This is a genomic window from Gordonia prachuapensis (assembly GCF_036350515.1).
Classification (GTDB): Bacteria; Actinomycetota; Actinomycetes; order Mycobacteriales; family Mycobacteriaceae; genus Gordonia; species Gordonia prachuapensis.
In genome coordinates, this window is the sequence record NZ_JAZDUE010000005.1 from 200,524 (window position 1) to 218,273 (window position 17,750).

At 67.7% G+C, this 17,750-nt stretch carries 13 protein-coding genes; 3 read left to right on the forward strand and 10 right to left on the reverse strand.

What is annotated here, in order from left to right; all coding sequences use genetic code 11:
* Positions 1–9 precede the first annotated feature (9 nt).
* Genes V1Y59_RS07995 through V1Y59_RS08005 form a run of 3 tightly spaced genes read right to left on the reverse strand, consistent with a single transcriptional unit; the run spans position 10 to position 4,666 of the window.
* Positions 10–1,290 carry a lipopolysaccharide biosynthesis protein gene (locus tag V1Y59_RS07995; protein WP_330504275.1) on the reverse strand — a complete coding sequence of 427 codons (1,281 nt, stop codon included), beginning with the start codon at positions 1,288–1,290 and terminating at the stop codon, positions 10–12.
* Entirely contained in the window at positions 1,284–2,171 is an 888-nt protein-coding gene (locus V1Y59_RS08000) for a beta-1,6-N-acetylglucosaminyltransferase (RefSeq protein WP_330504276.1), read from the reverse strand. Before V1Y59_RS08000 ends, V1Y59_RS07995 begins: the two co-directional genes overlap by 7 nt.
* A complete protein-coding gene (locus V1Y59_RS08005) occupies positions 2,168–4,666 on the reverse strand; it encodes an AMP-binding protein (protein ID WP_330504277.1) in 2,499 nt (832 codons plus the stop codon). Before V1Y59_RS08005 ends, V1Y59_RS08000 begins: the two co-directional genes overlap by 4 nt.
* A gap of 208 nt (positions 4,667–4,874) precedes the next feature.
* On the opposite strand from V1Y59_RS08005, the gene V1Y59_RS08010 reads away from it, so the two are divergent.
* Together V1Y59_RS08010 and V1Y59_RS08015 are read left to right on the forward strand one after the other, a co-directional pair.
* Positions 4,875–5,744 (forward strand): glycosyltransferase family 2 protein, encoded by an 870-nt coding sequence (locus V1Y59_RS08010; protein WP_431309126.1) that lies wholly within the window; start codon positions 4,875–4,877, stop codon positions 5,742–5,744.
* On the forward strand, positions 5,741–7,024 hold the full coding sequence (locus V1Y59_RS08015) for a lipopolysaccharide biosynthesis protein (protein WP_330504279.1): 1,284 nt from the start codon (positions 5,741–5,743) through the stop codon (positions 7,022–7,024). The genes V1Y59_RS08010 and V1Y59_RS08015 overlap by 4 nt, the downstream gene beginning before the upstream one ends.
* Position 7,025: 1 nt before the next feature.
* Here the strand turns inward: V1Y59_RS08015 and V1Y59_RS08020 are convergent, their stop codons facing one another.
* The 6 genes from V1Y59_RS08020 to V1Y59_RS08045 all read right to left on the reverse strand — a co-directional run bounded on the left by V1Y59_RS08020 (position 7,026) and on the right by V1Y59_RS08045 (position 14,477).
* The gene (locus V1Y59_RS08020; RefSeq protein ID WP_330504280.1) at positions 7,026–7,943 is read right to left on the reverse strand and encodes a glycoside hydrolase family 16 protein; all 918 of its coding nucleotides are present in this window, start codon (positions 7,941–7,943) and stop codon (positions 7,026–7,028) included.
* Entirely contained in the window at positions 7,940–8,128 is a 189-nt protein-coding gene (locus tag V1Y59_RS08025; protein ID WP_330504281.1) for a hypothetical protein, read from the reverse strand. Before V1Y59_RS08025 ends, V1Y59_RS08020 begins: the two co-directional genes overlap by 4 nt.
* 1 nt (position 8,129) lies before the next feature.
* Complete coding sequence (locus V1Y59_RS08030) at positions 8,130–10,376, reverse strand: hypothetical protein (RefSeq protein ID WP_330504282.1); 2,247 nt, start codon at positions 10,374–10,376, stop codon at positions 8,130–8,132.
* The gene (locus tag V1Y59_RS08035; RefSeq protein WP_330504283.1) at positions 10,373–12,439 is read right to left on the reverse strand and encodes a glycosyltransferase family 2 protein; all 2,067 of its coding nucleotides are present in this window, start codon (positions 12,437–12,439) and stop codon (positions 10,373–10,375) included. The genes V1Y59_RS08030 and V1Y59_RS08035 overlap by 4 nt, the downstream gene beginning before the upstream one ends.
* 67 nt (positions 12,440–12,506) lie before the next feature.
* Entirely contained in the window at positions 12,507–13,646 is a 1,140-nt protein-coding gene (locus V1Y59_RS08040) for a lycopene cyclase family protein (protein WP_330504284.1), read from the reverse strand.
* Positions 13,647–13,676: 30 nt separating this feature from the next.
* Positions 13,677–14,477, reverse strand: coding sequence for an SDR family oxidoreductase (locus tag V1Y59_RS08045; RefSeq protein WP_330504285.1), 801 nt, complete (start codon positions 14,475–14,477; stop codon positions 13,677–13,679).
* 84 nt (positions 14,478–14,561) lie between these two features.
* Here V1Y59_RS08045 and V1Y59_RS08050 point away from each other — a divergent pair, with 84 nt between their 5' ends.
* Positions 14,562–16,190, forward strand: a complete 1,629-nt coding sequence (locus V1Y59_RS08050) for an ABC-F family ATP-binding cassette domain-containing protein (RefSeq protein ID WP_330504286.1) — start codon at positions 14,562–14,564, stop codon at positions 16,188–16,190.
* Here the strand turns inward: V1Y59_RS08050 and V1Y59_RS08055 are convergent, their stop codons facing one another.
* A complete protein-coding gene (locus tag V1Y59_RS08055) occupies positions 16,191–17,738 on the reverse strand; it encodes an acyl-CoA synthetase (protein WP_330504287.1) in 1,548 nt (515 codons plus the stop codon). It lies immediately after the preceding gene.
* Positions 17,739–17,750 lie beyond the last annotated feature (12 nt).

The following is a 17,750-nucleotide window of genomic DNA, read 5'->3' on the forward strand; positions in this document are numbered from 1 at the left end:
CACGGCCGATCAGCCGACGACCACCTGAGCGGTCGGTTCGCGAGCCTCGCTCATCATTTCCCGGACACCGTTGACCAGCGGGCGGATCACGATGATCAGTGCGACGCCCGACGAGAGCAGCGACGCCACACCCACGCCGGTGAGCCCGAGTGGGCCGATGAGCGCCACGGTGCCGCCGACCGTGAGGGCCACCATCACGATCTGGGTGACCAGCATCAGCCGCATCCGGCGTTGTAGCTGCGCGATCAGGAAGTACGTCACGACGATGGTCTCGATGACTGCGGTCCCGGCCATGATGACCATCAACCATCCGGCCGACTCGAAGTACTCGCGGCCCGCGATCAACAGGACGAAGGGCCCGCCGAGGGCGATTCCGGCGACGGTGACCGAGGTGACCCCGATCAGCATGCGGCGGAGATTGCGCAGCAACTCAGGTCGCCGGGCGTTCGGCTGTGATGCCTCCACGACGAACGCCGAGCCGACCGCGCTGCGTAGCAGCCCGGCCGCCGTGCACATCGTCCATGCCAGATTGAAGTAGGCGTTCTCCGTCGTGCCGAGTTGGTTGACGACGAGGAGCGGCAAGACCAACGGAATCGTCGAACTGACCAGCATCATGGTGAAGAACGCGCCCTGGAAGGCCAGCATCTCCCGGGGAGCGGGCAGCTCGCTGCTGCTCTCCCCACGATGCCCGGCCGCGCGTCGGAGCGCGTGGATCACGAAGACGACCGTGACAATCCCCGCCAAGATCGTCCAGGACCCTGTGATCGACAGCGCCGAGGCGGTCCCGCCCAAGAGAAACAGAGGGACGATCTTCACGACCGACAGGGTGACGTTCTTGACGGCCACCGCCGGTGCCTGCCGGAGGCCGGTGAGGATCGGATCGGTCAACGCGTAGATGGCGAAGACGACCACGACCAGCGGAAACGTGACCCGCTCCGTCGACGACAACAGGATGCGGTCACCGAACCCGAAGAGGACGAACCCCGACCCGAGGGCTGCGGCTGCGGCACCGACGACCAGGTATCCACCCACGACGTATCCGGACGACCGCCCGCCGGCGATCGGCAGGAAGCGCTGGAACGCGCCGCCCAGCGACAGGCACGACAGCGACGCCAGCGCGGTCGCCGTGCTGATAACCGCCGAGGCCTGCCCGACATCGGCGGCCGGGAAGCAGCGGCCGGCCACCACCCAGTACACGAGACCCAACAATCCGGTGGCCAGGGAGGAGATCATCAGCGCACCCGCGTTGACCACCAACCGATTTCCGGCGAAGCGTGTCCGGCTCAACACGCGGGTTCCGCCCGCCAGGTCCAGTCCGGGCCCGCCTTGCGCGCGAACATCGCCGGGCCGGCCAGTGCCTGTGCCAGCGACTGGGCGGTGAGTTCGGGAGGGCGAATCCCCTCGGGATCCGACCAGTCGATGAAGTGCTGGCCGTGTACCGTCCGGTCCGGCTCCCCGGAGAGGCCGGCGTAGTTCTGCTCCACCTTCGCGCCGAAGGCCGTACTCATCAACGCCGAGTGAAGGACGAACTCGTCCGGGCACAGCGAGAGGCGATGCTGTCGAAGCCATCTCGGGTTCTCGGCGATCACCGCTCGTGCCGCGCCGAGCGCGCCATCGGTGAGCGACCACCACTGCGACCCCTGGTAGAGCGGGACCGTCGTGTTCAGTCGCCGGGGTATCCGGCCCGAGAGTCGTAGCCGATCAAGCTGTGGGTGATCCGGGAAATGCAGCCGCAACACCTTCGCTGCCATCGGGTCGGTAGCGTCGCCGATCCGCCGGTCGATTCGGATCAGTTCGCGGTCGTCCGCCCATGTCGCGATCAGATCCGACATCGGACGGAGGAGGACATCGGTACCCGAGAACAGCGAATGGCGGTGATACCGTTTGTCATTCGCCGTCGCCAGATCGAGGAGTGCGAAAGTGGCGTCGAGCTGGCTGAAGCCTCCCCATTGAACTCGGACCCGCCGCGACGCCGGCACGAAGTGCGCAGCAGAGCCAGACCGGAGCGCCCGCTCGAATGGCCGCTGGTCGACGCCGGCGTCGATGTGCACGAACACGTCGATCTGCTCGTGCTGGAGCGAGTGCACGAGATCGGCGAAGAGCCACGGCTTGTCGTGGGCCAGGATGTACACCGCGAACCGCGGTGTGTCGGCCGACGTCGGCCAGCTCATGCGATGAGTCCACTGGGTCGCGCGCCGACGTCGGCCAGGACCGAACGCACCAGCTCGGCGGTGCGGTCGACGTGCGGAGCTCGCAACATACCGTTGTGGTCGCCGCCGACCCGATGCACGGCGGCACAGTTCGGCGCGACGTCGCGCCACCACTCGCTCGGATCGGGGTTGTCCTCGGCGAGGATCGCGGTCAGGTGACCATCGAATCGACGAAGCCGATGCATCATCGCCGAACGACGCCCGAGCTCGTGGAACAGCGCCCATTGCTCTTCGGCCGGGCGTGGCCGCCACCCGGCGGTCAGCAGCGCCGCACGCGTGGACCACACCGACAACCGAGGAGTCGGCTCGGAGACAGCGACATCGGATCGCACAGGTGCGTCACCGCTCCGGGAACCGGCGGCCGAGACGTTCGAAGTCGAGAACTGCACCGATGACCTGCGCCTCAGCGGCCCGCTCAGAATGGTGTCGAGGCAGACCACGTGCTCGACCTGCCGTCCGGAGTCGGTGAGAATCCGTGCTGCCTCCATCGCGATCACACCGCCGATCGAGTGGCCGACGAACACATACGGCCCGGTGGGATCGATGGCCGTGATGTGGCGGACGCAACGCCGCGCAGCGGCCGTCAGTGTCCAATCGGGCACGCCGCGGGTCTCCAGGGCATGGGCTTGCAGCCCGACGACCCGGTGGGCGGGGAGGCGCCGCGCGAGCGGCGCCAGGGCGAGTGCGGCCTCGCCGGCGCCGGCGAATGCGAAGACGATCGGGACATTCCGTGCTGCACCGGAAGGTTGTGACAGTTCCACCAGGACATCGACGTGCTCGGGTGGTGTGACCGCGTCGATCTGCTCGGCCAGCGACCGGAGGTCGCCACCTGTGAACACGGCCGATGGGGACAGCCGGACGCCGAACGTGTCGTCGATGCGGCGGACGAGTTCGACCGCGGTCAGCGAGTCTCCACCGAGTGCCAGGAAGTCGTCGGTCACGCCGATGTCGTCGAGCGACAGCAGATCCTCGCACATCGGCACCAGCAGCCGCTCGGTCCGACTCGCCGGAGCGACTCGCGCCGGGCGCTGAACCGGTTCGGGCAGGGCCGCGCGGTCGACCTTGCCGTTTCGGGTGCGGGGGAGTGCGGGCACCACCACGAGATGTGTCGGCTGCATCCACGCCGGCAACGTCGCGGCCAGCGACCTGCGGATGTCGGCGACCGACGGGGGTCGATCGTCGCCGGCGGCGAGGTAGGCGACGATCTCACCGGCGCCCCGATCCGGGTGGACGGTCACCGCGGCGTCGGTGATGCCGACCACAGCCCTTGCAGCGGTGATGATCTCGGCAGTGTCGACCCGGTATCCCCGCACCTTCACCGTGTCGTCGGAGCGGCCGACGAGATGCAGTTCGCCGTCTCGGAGCACACCTCGGTCACCGAGGACGTGTCGACGTCGCCCATCGCCGACGTCTCCGAACGCCTGCACCCGGCCATCGATCCAGTAGCCCAGCGCGATGTGTCCGGAGGTGACCTCGACGCGTCCGATCTCGCCGTCGGGCAGGGCGACCCCGCTGTCGTCGACGATCCGCACCGCCTTGTGGCGTGCCGGGCGACCCGCGATGACCGGACCGGACGGCACCACACGCGCGGGGGCGAAGACGTTGCACGCGAGGTTGCCCGTCTCCGACGAACCGGACCGGTTGATGTAGGTCGTGGATGGGGCGAGCGACCGCAGCGCAGCGATATCGGCCGGATCGACGGCCTCGCCGCAGGTAGCGATCGTCTCGATCGAGCGCAGGGCGGGACCGGCCTCGGGCTGCGCGCAGATGGCCCGCAACAGGGCCGGCGTGAGATGCAGCGAATCAGGCGCGGACCGGGCCACCCGGTGGAGTGTGTCGGTTACCCCGTCGTGGCGGGGATCGACGAGGTACAGCGTGGCGCCGTTGAACAGTGTGCTGAGGGTGATGTCGAGGCCACCGCCGTAGCCGACCGGAAGCGCCTGAGCGGCACGGTGTCCCGGCCGCAGACCCAGCTCGTGACCGAGCTCGTCGATCTGGTTGAGCCAGAGATCCACCGGATGGAGCACGGCCTTGGGCCGTCCGGTCGTGCCCGACGTGAAAGCGATCATCAGGCAGTCGGGCGCTGTGGGAAACCCGTCCGATCCGGCATCGACAGCCGGAATGCTCGTGTCGAGACCGGGAAACGGGCATGCCGACACCGCCTCGACCATCGTCATCATCCGATCGCGAGGCAACGCGGCATCGATGGGCACCGCGGGGTGGCCGGACATCAGGACGGCGAGCAGCGCCGACACGGAGGTGGTCGAGCCGTCAAGCACCACGGCCACCGGACGGCCCGCAGAGATGTCTGTGAGTCGATCACCCAGCGACTCCACCTGCCGACCGAACTCGGTGTAGGACAACGCCGCCGACCCGGAGTCCACTGCCACGCGCTCACCGTTCGCGGCGATGACGGTGGACCAGCGGTCGCGGAGGACATGCGTCGGCGGAATCATCGTGCTCTCCTGCGTCTGCGCCCCTCGACGAGCGGTTGGTTAGGTTAGCCTAGTGTTACATAGAGCGACCGGAGGGCGGCTCCCGGGCGCTGATGGCGGCCCACCGTCGCACCCTGCTGTGGACGGAAAGTTTGGTAAGGGTTACCTTATTCATGCGGCCGTCGACGACGGTCGCATAGCGACTTCTACAGGCGATGATGGGGCAGCGATGCACGATACGCACGGTGATGCATCGGGAGCATTTCCAGCGACCGGGACGACGAACAATCCTTCGGTCACGGATCCGACGAAACCACGGCCGACGGTGTCGGTCGTCATCCCGGCGATGAACGAAGCCAAGAACCTGCCATACGTGGCCTTCCGGATGCCCGACGACGCGGTCGACCAGATCGTCTTCGTGGATGGAAACTCCGCAGACGACACGGTGGCCGTGGCACGTCGACTGTGGCCGGACGCGACGTTCGTCACGCAGACACGCTCCGGCAAAGGTAATGCGATCGCCTGCGGTGTCGAGCACTGCACCGGCGACATCATCGTGATGATCGACGCCGACGGATCCACCGATCCGGCCGAGATCCCGTTGTTCGTGCAGGCGCTCGTCGACGGTGCCGATCTGGCGAAGGGAAGCCGATTCGTCGGTGCCGGCGGCAGCACCGACATCACCGCTCTGCGCCGCGCGGGGAACAAGGTGCTCAACGGCATCGTCAACGCGGTCTTCCGCACCGAGTTCAGCGATCTCTGCTACGGCTACAATGCATTCTGGGCACGTCACGCCGAATGCATGGAACTCCCACCCACCAGATACCGGCGCGCGCAATGGGGTGACGGTTTCGAGATCGAGACGGTCATCAACGTCCGGATGGCAACGGCCGGACTCGCGATCACCGAGGTCGGCAGTTTCGAGGGCCCGCGTCTGCACGGACGCAGCAATCTCAACGCCTACAGCGACGGAATGCGGGTGTTGCGCACCATCAATCAGGAATGGCAGCACTGGAGGGCCCATTCGTCGGCGCAGCGCCATGGGGTTCGGGCCGGCAGTGGTGTGACGGTCGAACCGGCCGACGAACTCGCCGGGTGAGGACGTCCGCCGCTCCTGGGATCGAGCGCAACTCACTGGCCCTTGCGGTCTCCGGTGTGGTCACCGCCGGTGTGGGGCTCGTGTACTGGATCGTCATGGGCCGGCTCTACCCGGCGACGGAAGTGGGCGCTGCGGCGGCAGTGATCACCACCGCTACGGTGTTGTCGGCGTTCGGCAATCTCGGCCTGGGCGCCTACTTCGAGAGATTTCTCCCGGTCGCAGGTGCGCAGAGCCTGAGCCTGCCCACGCGGGGCCTCGTCGTCGGCGCGACGGTCGGAGCCGTTCTCTCGCTGGGCTTCTTGGTGGTTGGGCCGACCGACGAGATGTTCGCCACGTCCGCTCAGATGGCGCTGTTCCCGGTGGTGGTCGTCGTCCTGTCGGGCTTCGCCCTGCTCGACCACGTATCGATCGCAATGCAGCGCGCCGACTGGGCGGCGCGCAAGAACATCGCACACGCCGTGCTGAAGCTGCTCGTGGCTGCCGGGGTCGCGTCGGTCGCCGGGCGACTCGGGATGATCTTGAGCTGGGTGCTCACCGCGATCGTCCTGGCAGTCGTCCTGTGGGTGGTCATCCGGCGCGCACTGCTGGTCGCGGCGCAGACACCACCCACCGACAGTGTGACCATGCCACCGTGGTCGGATCAGCGACGGTTCATCGCCGGGAACTTCGGCATCTACGTCGCCACCGCGCTCACCCCGTTGATTCTGCCGCCCGTGGTGATCGGTCTGGTCGGCGCCGAGGAGAACGCGTACTTCGCCATCGTCTGGTCCTTGGTGAGCGCCGTGATCGTGTTGATGACCATGCTGATGGGGCCCTACGTGGCGGCCGCGTCGGCACAACCGGGCGACGTCGTGTCGTTGACCCGTCGGTTCGTCGGGATCCTCGCGTTGGTCGCCGGGGTCTCGTCGATCGGCCTTCTCACCGTCGGGCCGTTTCTGCTGCAGCTCGCGGGGCCCGGGTACGCAAGCGCGGGAACACCACTGATGCGACTGGCGGCCCTCGCGCTGCCACTTGCCGTGGCCGGACTCGCCTTCACGGCGATCTGCCGGGTTCGCCGGAAACTGTTGCCGGCTCTGCTCGTCCAAGTTCTCAATGCCACGGTCATGCTCACGTTGTGCACGGTGTGGATCTCGCGCCACGGACTGCAGGGGGCCGGGTGGGGCCTCATCGTCGCCGAGGGATTGACGACGGTGGTGGTGGCGATCCCGTTGATCCGCATTCTGAGCGGCCGGGACCGCCGGTGGGCCGACCAGGATCAGGATCAGGTGCAGCACAGCTGATTCAGTCGCTGATCTGGATCGCTCCCGGTGTCGGGAGGAAGTACTCGCCGGCGTGGGCGGCGAAGTCCGCACTCGGTCGATAGACGGCCACCCAGTCGATCTCGACCGCAGCGCTCTGTGGCCGCGGTTCGTCGTTGGCGCACGGTGACATTCCCCAGTCCTCACGGCGCTCACATGCTCCGGCCTCGACCTGCATGCCCAGCCACATCGGTGTGCTCGGCACCATCGTCGACGACCGCACCTCCGCCCAGACCTTGCCGTCGAGCAGGTACCGGATGAGCCCGGGAAGCCATTCGACCCCGACGGTGTGCCACTGGGCGAAACGGCCGTCGGTGTCGGCGTTCGCCTTTCGGTTCTCCCCGTCCTGCTTCCAGTGCACGAACGCCGACATCTCGGTTCGCTCCGGCGACACCGACTCCGCGAAATCGATCTCGGGTGGCCACTGTTCGTTCTTCGGCCAGAGCAGCAGGTGATACGACAGGTCGGCGCTGCGGTCGGCGCGCATCCGCACCTCCCATCGACCGTAGGTCTGTGTCACCGGATAGTTGGAGACCCCGCCGGTGACCCATCCGGAGGACGTGCGCTCCGCACCGAGGCGCAACGTCCCGTCGACCACCGACACCATCGACCCATCCCACTCGCCGACCGGATTGCCGCCCGGACTGCCCGAATAGGTTCCCCAGTCGTCACCGAGCGCGCACCTGTGGAACTCGTCGACGAATGTCTGCTGCCAGGCCGGACCGGCCGAGGAGGGAGCGCCGACACCGCTGACCGCGCCCGGGGCCACGCAGGTCGACGTGGGCTCGGGTTCGCCAGGGCGGTCGTCCGCCGATGACATGGTGGTGCACGCACCGGACACCGCGGCGACCACCGTCACCAGGGCGGCACGCAGAAGCCGCTGCGGTCGCAGTGGGGTCACAGTGCCTCGGAGAGTCGCATGAGGGTGAAGTAGGCGGTGATCACGGTACAGACCGCCACCGCGATCGTCAGCCGGTGCGCCGCGGCACTGCGGCCGATTGTTCCCGCTGAGCCGACCTCGAACTCGCGCAAGAGATCTGCGCACAGCAGGAGCAGACCCGCGGTGACGAAGAAGAAGGTCGGCATGTCAGTTCCATTCGCGTTCGTAGTTGGCGCCGAGGACGTCGGAATAGTCGATCGACGGTGCGGTGGTGTGCCGCAGGACCGTCACCGACGGTGTGCTGACATCCGTCATGTAATCACCGGAGGCGATGATCGCGTCGATCTCGTCGTGCACTTCGGACAGCGACACCCCGTACTGCAGCGCCATCATCTGCAGGCCCTGACGAGGGATGTAGATGTAGTCGGGCATCCGCTCTGTCGAGCACACGGACAGGTCGTCGAGGCACGAGTAGCTGTCGACAGAGAAGAACTCGGGACCGTTCGGATCCAGGATGCGTCGGACGCCCACGCTCTGCGGTGCGTAACCGAAACTCATGACCCGAGTCTCGGGGGGCGCCTGATCGACGAGCACATCGGTCACGACCACCTCGTCGCGCGTCGACGCCTCGAAGGCGGTGTTGAGGCCGCGGTTGGTGGTCTCCACCAATCCGACCAGCGTGACTGCGACGACGGCCACCGTCACCGCGGCCGGTCGATACCACGAGCGCACCCGCGGGGCGATCAGCGCGAGCGCGAGTGCGGCGAACGGCGCAACGGTCGGGGAGGCGAGGAGGAATGCGCGGATGATCATCTCGCCGCCGTAGCTCTGCAGGAACACCAGGACGAACGGCGCCGCGCAGACCAGGCCGCCGACCGCCCAGGCGCGCTTGCGACGCCACACGCACCACCCGAAGAACGCCAGCAGGACAAAACCGCCGGACGCGGCCATCCGCAGGTATTGCATGCGTTGATAGACGGGGTCGCCGCTGAGACGGTCGCCGACGCCGGCGTTCACCGACTGCCCGACCTGGCCGATCTCGCTGACGACCGCCGGCAGGTGGCCCCACCAGTAATCCGTCGCGCCGTAGGTGAACCACGCGGCGAAGATGAGACCTGCTGCCAGCCAGAGGGTTCGGTAGCGAGTTGCGCCCGCGGCGGCGAACGCGGCCAGAGCGAGAATGGTCAGCATGGGTGTCATCTGGTGTGACACCGTGTTGGCGGTGATGATCAACAGCAGTACGGCGCCGATGGCCAGGGTCCGGCCGGGCCCGAAGCCGGGCACGAGACCCGGCGTGCGGGCGAGGGACTGACGGACACGTGCGATGCGGGTGGTGCCGTCGAGGGGCGGGAGCGGAGCTCTGCGCAACTGCCAGAACAGCGTCGCGATGATCGCCGTGTAACCGATCATCGCCATCGCCTGTGGTGCGAAATAGTCCTGCTGGTACCAGTTCGTGCCGTGATAGAGGAACACCGCGAGCCAAGCGATCCGTGCCCGCCCGGTGATCGCGATGGCGACGGCGTAGAGCCCGAACGACAAGATCACCCCGGACACCAACGGTGCCCACACCATCAGGTCCGTGATGTCGGGCAGGCCGGTGAGGGTCTGTACGTGCGCGCTCAACGAGAAGAAGCCCGCCCAACTGAAGCGCGCATCGATCTGTGCCGGCAGGTGATGTGATTCGGCGAGCGTCGCGATGAAGCCTCGGTGCACGAAGGACGTCGGGATCGAGGTGTGCCCGGTCGCCATTCCGACCAGCATCGTGTTGTAGGTGATGATGACAGTGGTCGCGGCGCTGAGCACGACGGTGTCCAGTCGCCGAGCGCGCAGCGCCGACACGACGACACCGGCGATCAGGATGAGTCCGAGGACGTACCACGGACCGACTTCGGTGATGACCCCGAATCGGCCGGCGTCGAGCACGTCGATCTGTCGTGCACTCGCGACGAACAGCACCACGGCGACGGCCAGGACGAGCAACTCGACGCCCCGCCGGCCGGTCCAGCTGCCGCGACCCAGTCCGGTGCGACCCGTGACGGTGCGGTCGGCGACCGTGCGACGCGCGAGCGCGCAGGCCACCAGGCTGGCGGCGAGAAGAACGGTCTGAGTGCGCAGCGGGCTCCACCACTCGGCGACGATGCTCACCTGTGTCGCAAGGGCATTGACCGACACCGACACCGAGACCGCGAGGACGGTGCTCAGCGCCCTCCCCGGGATGCGGAGCGCCACGACGAGCGGGATGCCCGGCAGGAACAGTACCGCTGCGACGACCACCACGACCCTGATCGCGGTGGGCGGGAGGCCGTCGGGGGCCGCCGCTTGCAGGAGCGTGAGGACGAGTGACGCGCAGGCGAGAACGACACTGAAGGTCAATCCGAAGCGCGGCGACCAGCCGTAGGCGATCGGCGACTCCTTGACCGGTGCGTCGGCGCGATCGGAAACCGTGAGGCTCACGGCTTTCCGCTCGGTGTGCTGCACCGGCGTCGGTTGCGCAACCGTGCGTGGGTTCGCAGGTAGAGCAGCGGGCCCGCGAGGTAGCCCAACTGCTCGATCACGCGCAGATGCCGGGGCCAGGCGTCCGGGAAGATCTCGTTGCGGGACGATTTGGGGGAGAACACCAGCCACAAACCCAGGGGCATGCACTTGAGGACACCGAGCGCATGACGCGATCCCAGAACCTTCGTCAACGACGCCGCCATGCCGGTGCCATATCCGTAGCACTGGGCACGGAGCGCGGCCATGGTGTCCCGGTGATGATGCCGCACGATCATCTCGGGGCGGTAGCAGATCGTCCATCCGGCGAGGATCGCGGCTCGGAAGCTGTCGAGATCTTCGCCACCCCTTGACGGTGTGCCGGTTCCGAGTCGTTCGTCGAAGCCGCCGATGGACTCCAGCGCCTCCCGAGTGAAGGCCATGTTGTTGCCGGACCCGAATTGTCCCGCGACGTAGGGGAAGAAGACGCCCGTGGGTCCCTCGTCGCCGAGGACCTGATGCGCTGCCGCGGGATTCATGGACCACACGGTGGGGTCGGGGCCCTTGTCGAACATGCCGGTCGCCTCGAACCAGCCCTGGATCTCGTTGGTCGACCCGGCGGTGAACACCCGGCCGCTGACCACGCCGAGGGTGCCCGTGGTGTCGGCGGCGAAGGTCTGCACGATCCGGGTCACCCAGTCGATGTCCGGGATGGCGTCGTCGTCGGTGAACGCGATCACCCGACCATTCGCGGCGGCGATACCCGCGTTGCGGGCGGCGGACACACCCGGGTGCGGCTGATCGACCACACGAAGGCGGGCGTCGGTGATGCCGGACACCAGCATGCGCGCATCTCCCCGCTCCGGACGATTGTCGACGACGATGACTTGAAGGTTCGGGTGGTCCTGGGCCAGGACGGCGTGCACCGTGGACGGCAGGAAGTCCCGGCCCACTGTCGGGATGACGACGGAGACGAGATCGTCGACGGACACCGGATCACTCGGGGGAGTGGCCGGCTCGGTCGCCTTCGACGCGCGGCCGGTCACGCTCCCGACTGCGGTGCCGAGCACCGTCATCGCGACCCCGACGAGCAGCATCGCCAGGCGCGCAGCTGCCGTCAGGTCTCCGCGGACCAGCTGGCCGAGGTAGCGGGCGATGCCCGTCGTCACGGTGGTCGCAAGGAACGTGACCTCGGCCGACAACGCGCTGGACGGCCCTGCCAGCTTGCTGAGCACCGCTTTCGACTGCCCCTCGTGGCGGCACCGAGAGAGGAAATAGCGGAGGTCGGCCCGGTTCTCCGGGACGCGATGGTCGACGCCGAACGCACTCCGTCGCAGGATGTGTCCGTCGGGAAACGCCCGGCCCAGCTCGATGCCCATCAGCGTCTCCTCGCAGCCCGCGGGCACGGAGCCGACTCTGCCGAGTTCGCTGTCGAAGCCGCCGATCTTGGTGAGTTCGGCTCGGCGTGCCGCCATGGCGGCGCCGATCGGGTTGCGGATCTCGGCTCCGTCGGCGGCGATCCCGCGATAGTCGCAGCCGACGACCCAACCGAACTCGTCGGGAAACCAGCCGGGCGTGGCGCCGGCCCAGTCCGCGTGCACGCCGCCGCCGATCGCGAGGGTCGTGTCGTCGGCGAAGGCGGCCCGGACCTCCGACAGTGCGTCGGGCCTGGCGACGGCGTCGTCGTCGAGAAACACGACGACATCCTCGGTCGCGAGTGCCAAACCCGCGTTGCGTGCGCCCGACAAACCGTTCGCGAACGTGTTGTCGGCGATCACGATCTGATCGGCGCGCAACGCGGGGGTGGCATCGCCGTCGAATCGCCGCTCCAGGCGCCGGCGGAGGTCCTCGTTGTGGTCGACAACGACGATCAGCCGGTCGTCGGCACCGAGCTGACGGGCGACCGCGTCCATCCCGCGCGAGGCGATGTCCCAGCGTTCGGTGGTGTAGCAGCAGATCACGACGCAAAGACTGACCGAACCAGCGCAGGTGGCGGAAGTCTGCGGTGTGACGGGACCGTGGGCGCCGGCGGCGGGAGGGGGCACCGATCGTCTCCTCTGAAAGATAAGAACAGCCCCGTGTGAGGCAAGGCTAACCTAGTGTAGGTGACGCTCAGTTGGCATCCCAACCGGGGATGCTCGCGCTCGGCGACGCCGCGCTCGCGCGCGCAACGGTCGCTCGCATCGAGGTGTCGAGGCGAGCGAATACCCGGGTCATGGCGGCGAGTGTTCCCGCCAGATCGTCGCGGTGGCTCAGGTAGCTGCGCTGTCGGGCGACCGGCATCGCGAAGAACGCTTCGAAGAACCGTGTGGTCTGGACCGGGTCCAGACGCAGCAGCACACCCAGCCCGCGCAGCCGGAGTTCATAGACGGCACGGGCAGACGACGACCAGACCCGACGGGCGGGGTCTGCGCCATCGAGTACCGCGCCGACCAGGTCATCGGCGGTGCGCAGTGCGGCGGCGACGCTGTAGCCCGTCGTCGGATGGACGAATCCGCCGGCGGCGCCGAACGGGAACGGCCGGAGTCGCCACGGCCGCCGGCCGGACGCGATGAGCGGAAAGGTCACGCGTTCGGTGCGACGTGCGCCGTCCGCGAGAGAACCGAGGCGGCGGTACAGTCGCCGTTCGAGTTCGTCGAGAGGCAGCGCCGGATGCCCGGCCAGGCACGTCTCCTCGAGGAGGAACTCGCCGTGGCCGAGCGGGACGGCGTAGAGAAAGCTCGGGAGTTCGTCGCGGTTCACAATCCGACCGGCACGCCAATCCATGATCACCGCGGCCGCGCCGTCCAGGTATCTCTCGGCGGTGGCCGCGTCGACGACGATCCCGAACGCGGTCTGCCGCGGCGCGTCTCTGATCGCGGTGCCGCGGCAGTCGATCACCACGTCACCGGTGACGGATGTTCCGTCGGCCAGTCGGACACGCTCGCCGTCGACTGCGACGACGCGTCCCTGGACGACGTGCGCGTCGTCGAGGGTGAGGGTGCGTTGCAACGCCGCTGTGTCGCACACGGTGTAGCCGCGGTCCACCTCGACGGCGGTCGTGCCGATCACGTGTACCGAGTCGACCTGGGCGCCGATTGCCGTCGGATCCAGCCATGCCGGGAGCTCGTCGCTCCAGCAGGCGTAGGTCGCGTGCCATGCCCGGTCCGGGTGGGCCTCGACAACCGTCACGGCGAGGCCGGCGACCATCATGCGATGGGCGACGCCGCGTCCCGCCGGCCCCGCCCCCAGAACCGTGACGCGCCGGGTCACCTGCGGTCAGAAGTCATGCGCCGCAGCCGGTCATGCGCCGCCGGTCGCCATCATGCCGCCGTCGACACGCAGGGTCTCACCGGTGATCCAGGCCGACTCGTCGCCGGCCAGGAAGGCCACGGCCCGCGCCACGTCCTCTGGTTCGCCGATGCGGTCCATGGGGTACCCGGCGGCCACACGTGACTCGTTCTCACCGGCGATCAGCCCGGACGCGAACTGCGTCCGCACGACTGACGGGGCGATCGCGTTCACCCGGATTCGTGGTCCGAGTTCCCATGCGAGCTCTTCGGTGAGCCGGATCAGTGCCGCCTTCGACGCCCCGTACGCGGCGATCGCACCGGTGGATCGGAGTCCCGCCACCGAGGAGATGTTGACGATCGAGCCGCCCGTGTCGCGCATCCCGGCCCGATAGGCCTCCTGGATGAACCCGAGGGTGCCGGCGACGTTGACGTCGAAGATCTTGCGGACCGCATTGAGGTCGGCATCCATCAACGGACCCATGATGGGGTTGATGCCGGTGTTGTTCACCAGGATGTCGATGCCGCCGAGTGCGACGGCCTCGGCGACGGCCGCCGCGCGGTGAGATTCGTCACCGGCATTGCCGGGTGCCGCCACGACCGTGGCTCCCTCGACCGCTGCCCGGATCTCGTCGGCAGCGGACGCCAGGGGCTCGGGTTTGCGGGCGGTGATGACGACCGACGCGCCGCGTCGGGCCAGTTCGGTGGCGATGGCCAGGCCGATTCCGCGACTGGCGCCGGTCACCACGGCGGTCTTGCCGGTCAGGTCGGCGGACGGGGAGATCAGTGTCGAGGTGCGTTGCGGTTCACTCACGCCCTCACCGTATCCGCCGGGTCACCGGTTGGGGCCGGGTCAGCCGGGAAATCCGCTGGCGTCTGCCGGGTAGACTGATTCGCCGTGATCACCGCGACCGACCTGGAAGTTCGAGCGGGCGCGCGGACCCTGCTGGCGGCGCCCGGAGATGCGCTGCGTATCCAGCCGGGTGACCGGATCGGACTTGTCGGCCGCAATGGCGCCGGCAAGACGACGACACTCCGGATTCTGGCGGGCGAGACCGACCCCTACGCGGGGGAGATCATCCGCAGCGGAGAGCTCGGCTACCTTCCGCAGGACCCGAAGGAAGGCGACCTCGACGTCCTCGCCAAGGACCGTGTCCTGTCGGCGCGGGGCCTCGACTCGATTCTGCGGCAGATGGAGAAACAACAGGCCCTGATGGCCGAGGCCGCCGACGATCGCATCCGTGACAAGGCGGTCCGCAAATACGGCCAACTCGAAGAACGGTTCTCGTCCCTCGGCGGCTACATGGCCGAGTCCGAGGCGGCCCGCATCTGCCACAGCCTCGGCCTGCCCGACCGCGTACTGGGCCAGCCGCTGCGTACGCTGTCCGGCGGGCAGCGACGTCGCATCGAGCTGGCGCGCATCCTCTTCGCCGCGTCCGACGGTTCCGGGAAGTCGGACACCACACTTCTGCTCGACGAGCCGACCAACCACCTCGACGCCGACTCCATCACCTGGCTTCGTGGTTTCCTGCAGAACCACGAGGGCGGTCTGGTGGTGATCAGCCACGACGTCGACCTCCTGGCCGACGTGGTGAACCGGGTCTGGTTCCTCGACGCGGTCCGCGGCGAGGCCGATGTCTACAACATGGGCTGGAAGCGTTATCTCGATGCGCGGGCCACCGACGAGCAGCGGCGGAAGCGTGAACGTGCCAACGCCGAGAAGAAGGCGAGCGCGTTGCGTGCGCAGGCGGCGAAACTCGGGGCCAAGGCGACGAAGGCCACCGCGGCGCAGAACATGCTCAAACGCGCCGACCGGATGATCGACGCGCTCGACGAGGAGCGCGTGGCCGATCGCACGGCGCGCATCCGTTTCCCGGAGCCCGCGACGTGCGGCAAGACCCCGCTGATGGCCAGTGGTCTCACGAAAACGTATGGGTCACTAGAGATCTTCACCGGCGTCGATCTGGCGATCGACAAGGGCAGCCGAGTGGTGGTTCTCGGTCTCAACGGCGCGGGCAAGACGACGTTGCTCAAGTTGCTCGCCGGGGTCGAGAAGCCCGACCGCGGCGCCCTGGAGCCCGGCTACGGCCTCAAGGTCGGCTACTTCGCGCAGGAGCACGACACGCTCGACGACATGTCGACGGTGTGGGAGAACATCCGTCATGCCGCGCCGGACGCGGGGGAGCAGGATCTTCGAGGACTGCTGGGCGCGTTCATGTTCAGCGGTGCTCAGCTCGACCAGCCGGCCGGCACGTTGTCGGGCGGCGAGAAGACCCGGCTCACCCTGGCCGGGCTGGTGTCGTCGGCGGCCAACGTACTGCTCCTCGACGAGCCCACCAACAACCTCGACCCGATCTCGCGCGAACAGGTTCTCGATGCGCTGCGCAGCTACACCGGTGCCGTGGTGTTGGTGACCCACGATCCCGGCGCGGCCGCCGCACTGGATCCGCAGCGCGTGATCCTGCTTCCCGACGGTACCGAGGACCACTGGTCCGACGAGTATCAGGAACTCATCGAACTCGCCTGATCAGACCTTCTGCGGCCAGTACTGCTTGCGCAGTTCGCCTTTCACCAGCTTGCCGGTCGGAGTGCGCGGCAGATCGCCGACGAAGTCCACCGAACGTGGCGCCTTGTACGCGGCGATCGACTCCTTCGTGTAGTCGAGCAGTTCGTCGGCCAGCTGCGGCGACGCCGTGTACTCGGGTGCGAGCTGTACACAGGCCTTGGCGACCTCGCCGAGGTCGTCGTCCGGAACACCGATGACCGCCACGTCGAACACGGCCGGATGGTTGATCAACACGTTCTCCGCCTCCTGCGGATAGATGTTGACACCGCCGGAGATGATCATGAATGCCTTGCGATCGGTGAGGTACAGATAGCCCTCGTCGTCGACATAGCCGACATCGCCTGTGGTGGACCAGTTCTCGTGCTCGGGATGCTGTGCCTTCCGGGTCTTCTCGGGGTCGTTGTGGTACTGGAAGGGCACTTCCTCACGTTCGAAGTACACGAGCCCCACTTCGCCGGTGGGCAGTTCGGCGCCGTCCTCGTCGCAGACGCGAACGATCCCGAGCAGCGGCTTCCCGACCGAACCAGGGTGATCCAGCGCTTCCTGCGGACCGATGAACGTGGCGCCGGCAGCCTCCGTGGACGCGTAGTACTCGTGGATCACCGGGCCCCACCATTCGATCATCGCGCGCTTGACCTCCACCGGGCACGGGGCGGCGGCGTGTACGGCGAGTTTCATGCTGCTGACGTCGTACTTTCCGCGGATCTCCTCGGGCAGCTTGAGCATCCGGATGAACATCGTCGGCACCCACTGGCTGTGGGTGGCCCGATACTGTTCGATCGCCCCCAGGGCGGTCTCCGGCTCGAAGCGATCGAGGAAGACCACCGTGCCGCCGACAGAATTGGTCGTCCCGCAATAGCGAAGCGGCGCAGCATGATACAGCGGAGCAGGGGACAGGTACACGGTCTCGGTGTCGAATCCGTACATCGGGGCGAAGATCGCGGTGTAGGTGTCCGGGATCTCGTCGACCTGGCCCTGCGGCAGGGGCGTCTGGATCCCCTTGGGGCGTCCGGTGGTGCCCGAGGAATAGAGCATGTCGGTACCGCGCGGCTGGTCGGTGCGTGGCGCGTCGGAAGCCGACGCCAACACCTCGTCGTAGTCATCGAACCCGTCGAGCCGGCCGCCCCAGGCGATCCGATGACCCGCCTGCGTCAGTGCCGCGATCGACGTCGTCTCCGCGACGGCATCGGCGACGGCCGCGCTCGCGAACACGACCTGCGCGTTGCAGTCGTCGAGGATGTAGTTGGTCTCGACAGCGGTCAGGTGATGGTTGATCGCCGTCACGTAGAGCCCGCTGCGCAGCGCGGCCCAGTAGACCTCGAACATGTGCAGGTCGTTGGGCGAGATCATCGCGATGGTGTCGCCCGGACGGAGCCCGAGTGTCTCGAGGTGGTTGGCGATCCGGGTCGAGTTCTCGTCCAACTCGCGGTAGGTCAGCTGCTCACCGGTCGCGGCGCGGATGACGGCGGGCTTGTCCGGGGTGGACTTGGCGAAGACTCCAGGGAACAACGTTCGTACTCC

Coding starts and splice junctions, on each gene's coding strand:
- V1Y59_RS08000 (WP_330504276.1), bottom strand. CDS start 2,171: ATGAGCTGGCCGACGTCGGCCGACACACCGCGGTTCGCGGTGTACATC.
- V1Y59_RS08005 (WP_330504277.1), bottom strand. CDS start 4,666: ATGATTCCGCCGACGCATGTCCTCCGCGACCGCTGGTCCACCGTCATC.
- V1Y59_RS08010 (WP_431309126.1), top strand. CDS start 4,875: ATGCACGATACGCACGGTGATGCATCGGGAGCATTTCCAGCGACCGGG.
- V1Y59_RS08025 (WP_330504281.1), bottom strand. CDS start 8,128: ATGCCGACCTTCTTCTTCGTCACCGCGGGTCTGCTCCTGCTGTGCGCA.